Origin of the sequence: Microbacterium sp. 1.5R, from assembly GCF_007667425.1 — a bacterium.
In the GTDB taxonomy this organism is placed as follows: domain Bacteria; phylum Actinomycetota; class Actinomycetes; order Actinomycetales; family Microbacteriaceae; genus Microbacterium.
The window spans coordinates 742,194-755,281 of record NZ_VDRC01000002.1; the positions used below are offsets into that span (position 1 = coordinate 742,194).

At 70.1% G+C, this 13,088-nt stretch carries 11 protein-coding genes; 6 read left to right on the top strand and 5 right to left on the bottom strand.

The genetic code is table 11. The features are described from left to right. The first annotated feature begins 223 nt into the window (after positions 1-223). Both FSY98_RS14415 and FSY98_RS14420 read left to right on the top strand, forming a co-directional pair. Positions 224-1,021 (top strand): PP2C family serine/threonine-protein phosphatase, encoded by a 798-nt coding sequence (locus FSY98_RS14415; RefSeq protein WP_144877326.1) that lies wholly within the window; start codon positions 224-226, stop codon positions 1,019-1,021. Positions 1,022-1,835: 814 nt separating this feature from the next. Then, complete coding sequence (locus FSY98_RS14420; RefSeq protein WP_144877327.1) at positions 1,836-3,839, top strand: FtsK/SpoIIIE domain-containing protein; 2,004 nt, start codon at positions 1,836-1,838, stop codon at positions 3,837-3,839. A 42-nt stretch (positions 3,840-3,881) separates the two neighbouring features. On the opposite strand, the gene FSY98_RS14425 is transcribed toward FSY98_RS14420, so the two are convergent. Then, a complete protein-coding gene (locus FSY98_RS14425) occupies positions 3,882-4,877 on the bottom strand; it encodes an asparaginase (protein ID WP_144877328.1) in 996 nt (331 codons plus the stop codon). Between the two features lie 128 nt (positions 4,878-5,005). On the opposite strand from FSY98_RS14425, the gene FSY98_RS14430 reads away from it, so the two are divergent. Beyond that, a complete protein-coding gene (locus FSY98_RS14430) occupies positions 5,006-5,500 on the top strand; it encodes an OsmC family protein (RefSeq protein ID WP_144877329.1) in 495 nt (164 codons plus the stop codon). Positions 5,501-5,536: 36 nt separating this feature from the next. On the opposite strand, the gene FSY98_RS14435 is transcribed toward FSY98_RS14430, so the two are convergent. Further along, positions 5,537-6,316 carry a 1-acyl-sn-glycerol-3-phosphate acyltransferase gene (locus tag FSY98_RS14435; RefSeq protein WP_144877330.1) on the bottom strand — a complete coding sequence of 260 codons (780 nt, stop codon included), beginning with the start codon at positions 6,314-6,316 and terminating at the stop codon, positions 5,537-5,539. A gap of 124 nt (positions 6,317-6,440) precedes the next feature. Between FSY98_RS14435 and FSY98_RS14440 the strand changes: the two genes are divergently transcribed. Together FSY98_RS14440 and dxr are read left to right on the top strand one after the other, a co-directional pair. Next, positions 6,441-7,424, top strand: a complete 984-nt coding sequence (locus FSY98_RS14440; RefSeq protein ID WP_144877331.1) for an FKBP-type peptidyl-prolyl cis-trans isomerase — start codon at positions 6,441-6,443, stop codon at positions 7,422-7,424. A gap of 37 nt (positions 7,425-7,461) precedes the next feature. Continuing rightward, positions 7,462-8,544: a 1-deoxy-D-xylulose-5-phosphate reductoisomerase gene (gene dxr, locus FSY98_RS14445; RefSeq protein WP_144877332.1), complete on the top strand. Its 1,083-nt coding sequence runs from the start codon at positions 7,462-7,464 to the stop codon at positions 8,542-8,544. A gap of 21 nt (positions 8,545-8,565) precedes the next feature. Here the strand turns inward: dxr and FSY98_RS14450 are convergent, their stop codons facing one another. The 3 genes from FSY98_RS14450 to FSY98_RS14460 all read right to left on the bottom strand — a co-directional run bounded on the left by FSY98_RS14450 (position 8,566) and on the right by FSY98_RS14460 (position 11,671). Then, entirely contained in the window at positions 8,566-10,188 is a 1,623-nt protein-coding gene (locus FSY98_RS14450; RefSeq protein WP_186307701.1) for a Mur ligase family protein, read from the bottom strand. 109 nt (positions 10,189-10,297) lie between these two features. Continuing rightward, on the bottom strand, positions 10,298-11,008 hold the full coding sequence (locus FSY98_RS14455; RefSeq protein WP_144877334.1) for a YcnI family protein: 711 nt from the start codon (positions 11,006-11,008) through the stop codon (positions 10,298-10,300). Between the two features lie 90 nt (positions 11,009-11,098). Beyond that, on the bottom strand, positions 11,099-11,671 hold the full coding sequence (locus FSY98_RS14460; RefSeq protein WP_144877335.1) for a hypothetical protein: 573 nt from the start codon (positions 11,669-11,671) through the stop codon (positions 11,099-11,101). 93 nt (positions 11,672-11,764) lie between these two features. Here FSY98_RS14460 and FSY98_RS14465 point away from each other — a divergent pair, with 93 nt between their 5' ends. Further along, complete coding sequence (locus tag FSY98_RS14465) at positions 11,765-13,081, top strand: RIP metalloprotease (protein WP_144877336.1); 1,317 nt, start codon at positions 11,765-11,767, stop codon at positions 13,079-13,081. Positions 13,082-13,088: the final 7 nt, after the last annotated feature.

Here is a 13,088-nt window from a genome sequence, read left to right on the forward strand (position 1 = left end):
GTCGGGGGCTCTTCCCGTTCCCGGGTGGGAGTCAGGCCGGGCGAGACGCGATAGCGTTGATGGATGCTCACCTCGCCGCGCCGGGTCGGCGCTTTCGGACGTCTCGCGCCCCGACGGGCCCGACCCCGGAACACCGGGGGCAGGATCACCAGCCGGGTGGAGTCCACTACGATGTGTGAGTATCCAGGGGCCGCCCGATCTCTGGGCATTTCGGAGGCGACGAGTGGCTGAGACGACGACGAAGACGCACAGCGTCACGGTTTCGCGACACCCCCTGGTGGTGTCGTGGGCCGGCGTCACCGACGTCGGGCGCCGTCGCGAGACGAACCAGGATGCCTTCTTTGCGGAGTATCCGCTCTTCATCGTCGCCGACGGCATGGGCGGGCACGCCGGGGGAGAGATCGCGAGTCAGAGCACGGTCGCGCGTCTGGAGGCCATGGTCACAGCCGGGCCGGTGCAGCGCGACGAGATCCAACATGCGTTGGAGTTGGCGGTCGGCGACATCGCCGATCATCCGGAGGCGACCGACGAGGGCACAGGGACGACGCTGACCGGTCTCTTCCTCGAACTCGACGACGAGCAGCCGCGCTGGGTGGCGCTCAACATCGGCGACTCGCGCGTCTATCTTCTGCGGGAAGACCGTCTGGTCCAGGTGACCACCGACCATTCCGTCGTGCAGGAGCTCATCGCCGCAGGCAAGATCAGTCCTGAGGAGGCCGAGGGCCACCCCTACAGCAACGTCATCACGCGAGCCGTCGGCTCGAGTGAGCTGACCCCGCCGGACTACGTGACCCTCGATGTCCGCGTGGGTGATCGGTTCGTCATCTGCTCCGACGGCCTCACGAAAGAGCTCACGGATTACGGCATCCAGCACTTCCTCCGGGAGAACGCGGATGCCGCCGCCGCCGTCGACGCCATGCTCGCGGCCGCCCTCGAGAACGGGGGCCGCGACAACGTGACCCTTGTGGTCGTCCAGGTCGACGACGACTCCTCCTCCACGGAGTCCGCGACGGCCGAATAGCGGCTGACTCCCTGTGGACAGTGCATCTCAGCGCCGCTCAGGGTGTGCACTGAGCAGATGGACTCACTGCCCATCTCCCTCCCCGCTCCGCCTGCCGCGCCGCCCGCGCAGCCCATTCCGATTCTCGCGTCGCTGATCCCGGTCGCGGCCGGTGTCGTGCTCTGGCTCGTCACCGGGTCCGTGTACTCCCTCTGCTTCGCCGCTCTCGGGCCCCTGATGATCGGCGCCTCGCTCGTCGACGGTCGACGTTCGCGGCGCAAGGCCCAGGCGAGGGCTGACGCAGGGTGGGAGGAGCAGTGGGAGCGCGCGGAGGGAGAGCTCCTCGAGCGACATGCCGAAGAACGCGCCCGGCACTGGCATCTCGAGCCCGATGTCGCAGCCGCGCTGCTCACGCCTCCGCTGCGGGCGTCGACTGCGATCGACGCGTCGACCCTTGTCGTGGTGGGCACGGGCGTTCGAGCAAGCACCGTCCGCACGTCGGGTGACGACGGAGAGCGGGCGCGGGAGTTTCGTGGGCGCTGCGCCGTCGTGGAGGATGTGCCGGTTTCTGTGCCGATAGGCGGCGGGGTCGCTTTTCGCGGCGACCAGGTGAGCACGGCCGCCACGGTGCGCGCTCTGGTCGTACAACTCTGCCTGCGCTTCGGGGTCGCGCAGCTCGCCCTCGTCGGGAGCGGTCTCGATCGGATGGGGCTGACGGCGCTGCCGCACGGACGCTCCACCAGGCGGGGTGCCTTCCGGCTCGCGCTCGCCTGCGTCGCCGACCCCCCCGCCGGCGGCAGACGCGACCATCTGGATTCTCGACCGGGAACAGGCCGTGCCCGAGGGTGTCGACGCCGTGGTCGACATCTCGGGGGCGACCCGGGCGTCCGTGCGCACGGCTGTCGGTGTCGTCGAGATCGACGTCGAATGCATTTCGCGCGAGCAGACTGCGATCGTGTGCGCGACCATGAAGACCGACGACCGATCGGACGGTGACGTTCCTGACCACGCACTCTTCGCCGACCTGCCGCAGCGCCGCGGGGACGAGGCACTCCCGGCCGCTGTAGGCCGGGATGGTCGCGGCAGCCTGCTGCTCGACATCGTCGAGGACGGGCCTCATGCGATCGTCGCCGGGACGACCGGGGCGGGCAAGAGCGAGTTGCTCGTCACGTGGGTCTGCGCGATCGCCAGTCGACACGGCCCGGACGAGGTCGTCTTCGTCCTCGCGGACTTCAAGGGCGGCACAGCGTTCGACGGTCTGCGCGATCTCCCCCAGGTCGCGGCAGTGATCACCGATCTCGACGGCGAAGGGGCGGTGCGAGGCGTCACGAGTCTCACCGCCGAGTTGCGACGCCGCGAGTCGGTGCTCGCTGCGGCCGGTGCGCGCGACATCCGTGGTGTGAGCATGCCGCGGCTCGTCATCGTCGTCGACGAGTTCGCCGCACTGCTGCAGGAGCATCAGGATCTCGCCGGCGTGTTCGTCGACATCGCAGCTCGAGGGCGTGCGCTCGGCATGCACCTCATCCTGGGCACGCAGCGCGCCGCAGGCGTCATTCGCGATGCCCTCGCCGCGAACTGCCCACTGCGGATCAGCCTCCGCGTCGGCGACGCGTCCGACAGCCGGACGGTGATCGGCACGGAGGATGCCGCCGGGCTACCCGGAGGATCTGAGTCGCGCGGACTCGCCTTCGTCCGACGACCCGGCGACGACGCTCCTGTGGCGACGCGCATCGGTCTGACCACGGCTGAAGACGTCGCCAATATCTCGGAGGCCTGGGGGAGTGCGACGCGGGCTGTCAGCCCGTGGCTCCCGCCGCTGCCGCCCATGGTGACGCTCGAGATGGTCGCCGGTGACGCGCCGAGCGGTTCGATCATCGTGGGACTGGCGGACGATCCGGCCCGCCAGAGTCAGCCCCTCGAGGTGCTGCGTCCCGGTGCCGAGCGAGGAATCGCGTTGATCGGTCAGGGCGGCTCGGGGCGCACGACCGCGCTGAGAGCCCTCGCCCACCAGCATCCGGGCGCCGTGTGGATACCGTCCGAGCCGGAAGCGGGGTGGGATGCCCTGGTCGGACTCGTCGATCATCCGACGCGTCGACCGTCCTTGATCTTGTGCGACGACATCGACGCGCAGCTCGCGGCGATGCCTGCCGAGTATGCCGCCGCCACGCTGCAGCTCTGGGAGCGCCTGCTGCGCGGCGATCGCGCCCCGACCGTGGTGATGAGCGCTACGCGGTGGGCCGGCGCTGCGGTGCGTGTGCTCGAGCTGCTGCCGCGGCGGGCGGTGCTGCAGCTCCCCAGCAGGGTGGAGCACATCGCGGCTGACGGCGGGGTGTCCGCCTACTCGCGCGAGCTGCCCCCCGGGCGCGCGAGGGTGAGTGGCCGCGAGGTTCAACTCGTGTGGGTGCCCGAACAGAAGCTCCGCTCGTCCTCGGCGCGCCGCTCGATACGGCCCTCTCACGACTGGACGCCGACGCATTCGTCGACCGCGGTGGTCACGGCCGGTGCCGCAGCGCTCGTGGACACACTGCAGCAGGCCTACCCGAGCTGCCTGGTGACCCGCATCGGTGATGTCCGCAACCACTCCGAGTCCTCCCTGCAGTGGATCGTGGTCGACGAGCCGGAGGCATGGCAGCGTGAGCGGCTGCTCTGGCAGAGGATGCGCGAGGGGGGCGAAGTGCTCGTGCGGGCGGAGAACGCGACCGAGATGAGGCACCTCGTCGGCATCCGCGACCTCCCGCCGTACGCGCGGACACACGCCGGGAGGCTGTGGTCGGTGGTGGGAGCCGAGAGGCCGCGGCGTGTGGCGATCAGTGCGCTCTGCTCGGAAGCCGCCGGATGAGGGGAACTGTCAGATGAGCGGAGGTGCCGGATGTCGACGCAGTCAGATGCGGGGCGACACGCGGATGGACCCGACGTCCGCGCCGCCTCCGAGAACACTCAGCGACAGAGCCGCGGTGAGCGTGGTCAGGTCGGCGTCGGTCAGCGCCCCCGCACGCTGCAGCAGAGTCGCAGCGACGAGCGTCGACGCCCGGGGCGATCCATCCAGCATCTTCAGGGCGACAGTGGTGTTGTCCGGCGCCACCATGACCATGACGCCCTCCGCGCCGCCCTTGGTGAAGACGCCGAGGGTCTCGATGGCGAGGGTGTCGGGGCGGCCGGGGCCCTCGATGGTCCAGGGGTGCTCTCGGACCGCGCGGACCAGCGCGCCCGCGACTCGATGCAACGCGAAGGGCGAGCGATCCGATGCACTGCCGATGCGGTGTATCGCGCGGGCCAGACCGGTGAGGGTGAGAGCATGCACGGGGGCGCCGCACCCGTCGATCGATGTATGGGCGATCTTCTCGCCGGAGAGCCGCTCGACGGTCTCACGGATGTGCACCTGCAGCGGGTGTGTGGGCTCGAGGTACCCCTTCGTCGGCCACCCCGTGGCGACGCAAGCCCGCAGCATCGCGGCGTGCTTGCCGGAGCAGTTCATGCGGATCCGCGCCTGCTGATCGTGCTCGCGCACCATCGCATCCCGCGTCGCGGTGTCGGTCGGCCAGGCGGCGGGGCACTCGAGGTCGTCCTCCGTGAGGCCACCCTCGGTCAGGATGTCCCGGACCACTCCCGCGTGGCGGTCGGTGCCGACGTGGCTCGCTGTCGACAGTGCGAGCTGTTCGCCCTCCAGGGGTGCCCCCGCGGTGATGCAGGCGACGGCCTGCAGCGGCTTCAGGCTCGATCGAGGGAGGACGAGAGCGTCCGCGTCGCCGTACCGAGCGACGACCTCACCGTCGGGCGAGAGGACCACCGCGGCACCGGCATGCCGGGACTCGATGAACCCGCTGCGCTCGACGACGGCTAGTTCCACGGAATCCTGAACGGTGAGAGTCTCGGGCACCACTCAAGGATATCGTCGCGGCATCGTCCCTCCTGCCATCCGACCACCCTGCAATCCGGCCGTTCGGGGATACGGGGTTCTGGCCAGTGGGCAGGGTCGGTGTCTGCGGCTGCTGGCAGACTGAGGGCATGGCAGAACGATCCGTGGCTCTCGGCGAGCACCGCTACGCACTCACCTCGACGTGGACCGGCAACACCGGCGCGGGGACGAGCGGGTACCGGGACTACCGACGTGATGTGACACTCGAGGTCGACGGCAAACCCGAGATCCTCGCGTCGGCCGATAAGCCGTTCCGGGGCGACACCTCGCGGTGGAACCCGGAGGACCTCCTTCTCGCCTCGCTCTCCGAATGCCACCTGCTGTCGTACCTCCACGCGTGCGTCACCGCGGGAGTCGTCGTGTTGTCCTACCGCGACACAGCCTCGGGCCTCATGCGCGAGAACGGCGCAGGCGGCGGCGCGTTCGTCGAGGTGATGCTGCGCCCCGAGGTCGTCGTCGCCGATGCGTCGATGGTCCATGCCGCCGAGCGTGCGCACGCGCAGGCGAACGAGTGGTGCTTCATCGCCAACTCGATGAACTTCCCGGTGCGGCACGAGGCCACGGTCACGGCGCAGGCGTCCTGACCGGCCACGCAGGCGTCGAGACCGATCGCACGGGCATCAACGGCGCTCGTGGGGGAGTACCTGCTTGATCTTCTCGATCGTGTTCTGAGCCGGAGCCTCGTTGTAGGCGCCGGCGAGTTCCTGGCCCGAGAGCGCATGGATCGCCGCCATGATCTCGTCCGTCGCGAGCCGACGAGCGCGTCCGCTGGTTGCCGGGCCATGCGGCGAGAGGTCGAGCGGCGCGCCGAAACGCACCGTGATCCGTTCGGAGAGCGTTGGCAGCTTTGCGCCGACGGGCATCACCTTGTCCGTGCCGATCAACCCGACGGGGACGACGGGAGCGCCGGTCTGCAGGGCGAGGAACGCGACTCCGGTCCGGCCTTTGTAGAGCCTGCCGTCCGTGGATCTGGTGCCCTCGGGGTACAGGGCGACCGCAAGCCCCTCGTCGAGCAGCTGGCGTTGCAGATCGAGCGCGTCGAGAGCGGCCTGACCCGCACCGCGGCGCACGGGAATCGCGCCGATCGACTCGAAGAACGTCTTGCTCAGCCATCCCTTCGCGCCGGTGCCCTCGAAATAGCTCGACTTCGCGAGGAAGTGCACGGGTCGGGGAGCTGCGACGGGGATCGCGATCGAGTCGATGAACGACAGGTGGTTGCTGGCGAAGATGACGGCACCGCTACGGGGAACGTTCTCGCGACCCTCGATGCGAGGACGGTAGACGACCCGCGCGAGCGGAGTGATCAGGCTGCGGCCGAGAGAGTAGGCGAAACCGGCGTGGCGGGGTTGCTCGGACTCCGCGGGCGAGGAATCGGGCTCGACGGACTGCTCTGACGTCATCAGAGCAGGTTACCTCCGCATCCATGCCCCGGCGGGAATGGAGGGCGCGACGCGCGTCTCCCAGCGCGGACAAAGGGCCATGGGGCATGATGAGGTGTCCCGCCCGCGATCCCGAGGTCTCACTGTGCGCAAGCGTCCGCTCATCGTCCTGTCCACCGTCGCCGCGGCGACCCTGCTCCTCGCGGGTTGCGCAGGCGGTGCGGAACCTGACGCCACTGCCGACCCGACGTCCGCTCCGGACGCCTCGTGCCTCGCGGATCTCCCCTCCGGCGCCGGCTCGGATGCCGTCACGGTCGAGGGATCGGGAGCCGACGCGAAGGTCACGGTTCCCTCCGGCACGGAGTTCACCGAGGCCGAGCGCACCGTGATCTCCGAGGGCGATGGCGATGAGGTGCACCCCGGCGACCTCGTGTCGCTGCGGTACCAGCTCGTCGACGCCACGACCAACGAGGTGCTCAGCACCTCCGAGCGCGGTCCCGACGGCGTGCTCGGAACCCTTCTCGCGGTGCAGCAGCCGCAGCAGATGGTCGACCCGACGCAGTCGACGGTTTTCACCGTCGCGGCCGAGTGCCTGCCGGTCGGCTCCAGCGCGGTGCTGACGCTGCCGGCGGCCCAGGAGGGGTCGAACCCCAGCGTCCTCTTCGTCGAGACGATCGAGGAACTCCCGACTGTCGCAACGGGCAGCGACCAGGAGCCCACCGAGGGATTCCCGGCCGTCGAACTCGACGACTCCGGCGCACCGACGATCACTCTGCCCGATGCGGACGCGCCCACCGAGACCGAGGTCGCGGTGCTCAAGAAGGGCGACGGCGCCGTCGTCGGCGAGGGTGACCTCGTCACCGTCCAGTACCGCGGTGTGAAGTGGTCGGACGGCACCGAGTTCGACTCGAGCTGGAGCCGCGACGCCGCACCCGCGCAGTTCCCGACCACCGGCGTCGTCACCGGCTTCAAGCTGGCGCTCGAGGGACAGACGGTCGGTTCGCAGGTCGTGGTGACGATGCCCCCGAAGGACGGCTACGGCGCATCCGAGGGCAATGCCCTGCAGAACGAGACGCTCACGTTCGTCGTCGACATCCTCGCGACCACGCCGCTCGAGCAGGTTCAGTAACCCGGGCCCGATCGACGCGGTGCCATAGGCTGGCCCCATGCGTCGCATCATCGTCCTCGGATCAACCGGTTCCATCGGCACGCAGGCGCTCGACGTCATCCGCGCCAACCCGCGGCGGTTCGAACTCGTCGGTCTGGCGGCGGGATCCAACGCCGAGCTGATGGGTGAGCAGGCCGCGAGCTTCCAGGTCGAGGACACCGCTCTCGGCGCTGCGGAGGCCGAACAGCTCGTCCGCGATGTCGAGGCCGATGTGGTCCTCAATGCGATCACAGGGTCGATCGGTCTCGGCTCCACGCTCGCGGCGCTCGAGGCCGGTCGCACGCTGGCGCTCGCGAACAAGGAGTCGCTGATCGTGGGCGGCGAGCTCGTGCTCGCCGCCGCCGCACGCGATCAGATCGTGCCGGTCGACTCCGAGCACTCTGCGATCGCCCAGGCCCTCCGCAGCGGCACGCACGACGAGGTACGGCGGCTGGTCGTCACCGCATCCGGGGGCCCGTTCCGCGGGCGTTCGCACGCGGAGATGGCGGACGTCACCCCGCAGGAGGCCCTGGCGCACCCCACGTGGGACATGGGCCGGATGGTGACGACGAACTCCGCGACCCTCGTGAACAAGGGCCTCGAGGTCATCGAGGCTCATCTGCTCTTCGACATCGCGTACGACGACATCGAAGTCGTCGTGCATCCGCAGTCGGTCGTGCACTCAATGGTCGAGTTCATCGACGGATCGACCATCGCGCAGGCTTCGCCCCCCGACATGCGGCTGCCCATCTCCCTCGGTCTCGATTGGCCGAGTCGGGTCGGAGGCGTCGGTCGGCCGATCGACTGGTCGGCGGCGACGTCATGGACGTTCGAACCGCTCGACGACGCTGCGTTCCCCGCGGTGGATCTCGCCAAGGCCGTCGGGCGAGCCGGCGCGACCTTCCCCGCCGTCTACAACGCAGCCAACGAGCAGGCCGTCACCGCGTTCCACGAAGGCCGTCTGACGTTCCTCGGTATCGTCGACACGATCTCCCGGGTCGTCGATGCGCACGAGCCGCCGCCGTCGCTCACCGTGGAATCGCTCGCGGAGGCCGAATCGTGGGCTCGACGCATGGCCGACGCACAGATCGCGCGCCACTGACCGGCGGGCATCCCCGCAGGTTCAATCCTCTGCGGGGTACGGGACCGGCCACGCCGAATCCGGCACGGGCCACCCCGCCGCTTTGAGGGCGCGTCGCGCGAGCTCGCGGGCGGAGTACGGGGTGCGGACGCCGCGGATGTCGCGGTAGTCCTGGTGGCCCGGGCCCGCCCAGAGGATTGCGTCGCCCTCGCCGACCATCGCCACTGCCGCTTCGATGGCTCGCTCCGGCGGGGAGAACTCGTGGATCTCGGCATCCGGCCGCGCGGTCCTCGCCCCGGCGACGAGCGTGGACCTGATCGAATCCGGGTCTTCGAAGCGGGGGTGGTGATCCGTCACGACGAGGATGTCGCTGCCTTCGACAGCCGTCCTGGCCATGTCGTAGCGCTTGCTCGCATCACGGTCGCCGTCGGCGCCGAACAGCATCAGGACCCTGCCCGGCGTGACGCGGCGAACGGCGGCGAGCGTCTTCTCGAACGCGTCAGGCGAGTGCCCGAAGTCGACGAAGACGGCCGGCCCGCGGTCGCCGGAGACGAGTTGCGTGCGCCCTGGTAGATGAGCGCTGATACCGCCGTCGCGGCCGAGGGCGGCGACGATCCGATCCCATTCGTACCCGCCCTCGAGCAGCATGACGATCGCCAGGGCGGCATTCGCTGCCATGTGGGGTCCGATGACCGGCACCGTCGTGGTGAGTGTGCCGGCAGGACCCGTCATCGTGAACGTGGTGCCGGAGGCGCGTTCGTCGTCGACGGACACGACCCAGTCGGCTCGGGCGGACGCTGCGGGATCCGCGGCGATGGCCGGCGTCCCGACGGTGACGACAGGGATCTCCGCGCGCTCGACGACCGTGGCGCCCGACAGCGAGTCGACGCACACGACACCGCGCACGGCGCGATCGGGACGGAAGAGCGGCAGCTTCGCCTCGAAGTACTCCTCCATGTCGGCGTAGTCGTCGAGATGGTCGTGGCTGAGGTTGGTGAACCCGGCGACGTCGAAGCGGATGCCGTCGACGCGGTGCCGTGAGAGCGCCTGGGCGCTGACCTCGACGGCGACGGCCTCGACGCGGCGTTCGCGCATCAGCGCGAGCAGGGCGTGCATCTCGGAGGCTTCGGGCGTCGTGAGGCGCGAGACGATGACCTCGCCGGCGATGTGCCGCTCGGCGGTCGACGACAGCCCCGTCACCACGCCGAGCTGGTCGAGGATGCCCTCCAGCAGATGGGAGACGCTCGTCTTGCCGTTGGTGCCCGTCGTCCCGAAGAGGAGGGGGAGCGGGTCGCCGGCACCCGTGCCGTAGACCCATGCACTCAGATCTCCGAGAATCCCGCGCGGGTCGGCGACCACGAGCACCGGGAGTCCGGTGGATGCCGCAACCTCGGCACCGCCTGCATCGGTGATGATCGCGACGGCGCCCTTCTCCGCGGCGGTCGCGGCGAACTCGGCACCGTGGCGGTTCACGCCCTGGATGGCGACGAAGGCTTCGCCGGGGCGGAGGTCGGCCGTGGCCAGTGTGATCCCCGTGAGGGACACGCCCTCGGCATCACCGTGCACCTCCTCGGCGAAGCGGGAGGCAAGTGCGGACAGCTCGCGCCGGGGCGGATTCGCGGGGCGGAGCACGGGAGGCAGGCTCGGTTGTTGTTCAATCGACATGTCGCCTCCATGATCTCACGCCTCGATCGCCCTGCCCGGATGCGGCACGGCTCGCAGGCTGCGGGGTGCGTCCCCTCCCGGATGCTCCGGGAGGGGACGCACCCGCGGATCAGGCCTTGCGGCGGTAGGCAAGCACCGCGACCACGAGGGCGGCGAGTCCTGCCACGAGCCCGGCCGAGCCCAGGACGACAGCGGTGGGGTCGGATGCCGCGACGGTGCCGCTGTCGGCATCCGCTTCGGCGTTCTGCTCATCGGCCGCGTGCTCGGAGTGCTCGCCGTCTGCGGCCGTGACCTGCACGACCGGCGCTGGAGCATCGAGGCTGTGCGAGTCCTCGCCGTCCTCCGCCAGCTGGGTCCACTCCGTGCTCCCCGTCTCGCACGTCTGCACGACCGGGAAGGCGAGGGTCTCGGGTGTGTCCTCGTCGAGGCCCACGCCGATGGTCACCGCCCCGCGGAGACCGTTGGGGACCGGGGTGACCGCCGTGTACGTCACGGCGCTGACAAGGCCGTCGTCGCCCCGTTCGACGTCGATGGTCCAGTCGCTGTCGATGGTCGGCGCGACCGATGCCAGGCCTTCGGGCATCGTGATGCGCAGAGACGTCGTCGGTGAATCGTCGCACCCGTGCGAGAACGCGAAGGTGAGCACGCCGTGGTCTCCCGCCACGAGTTCGTCGGGGCTGACGGTGACGTGCGCGCTGGCCATCGCCGGCACGGCGAGGGCGAGGATCGCGCCGGCCGCCACGCCGGCGGCGACGGTCGTGCGCCGCGCACGTCGGGGCGAGCGGGCGGCGGGGGAGGAAGGGGTGAAGAAAGAACGCATGGTGATACTCCTGATTGCTCGTGTGCGGGGCGCGACGAAGGCGCGACGACCCGCGGGAAAGGACACCTCGACGAGGAGGCGATGCGGCGATCAGGTGTGCTGGGGCGGTCCGCGGCGGGAGACCGGGAGAGGAAGAAGGTCGTCGAGCGCGACGGGTGCGAGCGATAAGGGTGCCGCGGGGCGCCGGTGCGATGCGGGTGCGGGGGTGACGTCTCGACGGAGACGCGCGAGCATCCAGGCCGCGATCAGACGGATCGCGGACTCGCCGTGCCACAGCACCGCCGTGGTGCCGACGGCCGCGAGCACGTGTGCTGCGAGCATCGCGAGGTCAGGTGCGGCGGCGGGGGTGGCGGGGCCCAGCGATCCCAGGTCGAGGTGATGCGTGTGTCCGAGCACCGGCGCGCCGGCGGTCGGCGCGCCCAGCGCCTGGAACACCGCATGGAAGGCGACCTGGCTCACCAGAACGGTGGCGGCGACGCGCGTCCGTGAGTGACGGATGCCGATCAGGCCAGCCGCGACCGGTACGAGCAGGACGGCGACGGCGAGGATGAGGAGCGGATGCGGTGCGGCACCCCCGGCCACGGTGTGCGAGACGGCGGCGAGCAGGGTGGCCACCGCCGATGCCGAAGCCGCGCGCAGAAGTCGCAGCTGGCGGGTGGTCACGGATCAACCCTAGCCGCCCGCGGAACCCACGCCGTTCGGGGCGGCGGAGGGGATGTCGGCGGATTCGTAGGCGGCGGGCAGTAGCGTGGGGGAGTGGAAGCACTGCTCTATCTGGCCGGCATCGTGTTCATGCTGATCGGCCTCGGGCTCTCGATCGGCCTGCATGAGATCGGACACCTCGTTCCGGCGAAGCTGTTCGGCGTGCGCGTCGGCCAGTACATGATCGGTTTCGGCCCGCGCATCTGGTCGAAGCGGATCGGTGAGACGGAGTACGGCTTCAAGCTTCTCCCGCTCGGCGGATTCATCTCGATGTCGGGCATGTACCCGGCATCCACAACCGCCGGACCTGCGAGGGGGATCTTCCGCTCACTCGTGCAGGATGCGCGCTCGGCCAACGACGAGACCATCGCCGAGGGCGCGGAGGACCGCGTGTTCTACCGCCTGCCGGTGTGGAAGCGGGTGATCGTCATGCTGGGCGGGCCGCTCATGAACCTCGTTCTCGCGGTGATCATCTTCACCGTGCTCGTCGCGGGCATCGGCGTGCAGCAGGGCACCACGACGATCGCCTCCGTGAACGAATGCGTCCTCCCCGCCGGTTCCACTGCGACGAAGTGCGCGCCGAGCGATCCGGCGAGCCCCGCCGCCGAGGCGGGCATCGAGCCGGGTGACGTCCTCGTCTCGATCGACGGACGCCCGGTGTCGACCTTCGCCGAGGCGACGGCGATCGTGCAGGCGGCTCCGGGTGAGACCCTCGAGCTCGTCGTCCGCCGTGACGGCGAGGACCAGACGCTGAGCATCACACCCGTCGAGGCGGAGCGGACGCTCACCGACGCGAGCGGACAGCCGCTCCTCGACGGCGATGGACAGCCGGTCGTGAAGGAGGTCGGCTTCGTCGGCATGGGCGCGCAGATGGGATTCGTGCAGCAGCCCCTCATCGCCGGTCCCGAGATGGCCGGCGACACGGCGGCTCGGGTCGGCTCGCTGATGCTCACGCTCCCGGTGAGGCTGTGGGACGTCGGCGTCTCACTCGTCACGGGCGGCGAACGCGACCCCAACGGTCCGCTGAGCGTGGTCGGGGTCGGCCGCATCGCCGGCGAGGTCGCGGCGACGGACGCGCCCATCCTGAACCGGTTCTCCGTGCTCCTCGGTCTGCTCGGCACCCTGAACGTGGCGCTCTTCGTGTTCAACCTGATCCCGCTGCTCCCGCTCGACGGCGGTCACATCGTCGTGGCGCTGTGGGACGGCATCCGTCGGGCCTGGGCCCGGCTCTTCCGTCGCCCGCCCCCGGCTCCCGTCGACGCGACGCGGCTGGTGCCGCTCACCGTGGTCGTCGCCGTCCTGCTGATCGCGATGGGCGCGCTGCTGGTCGTGGCCGACCTCTTCAACCCCGTCAAGCTCCTCGGCGGCTGATCCTGCG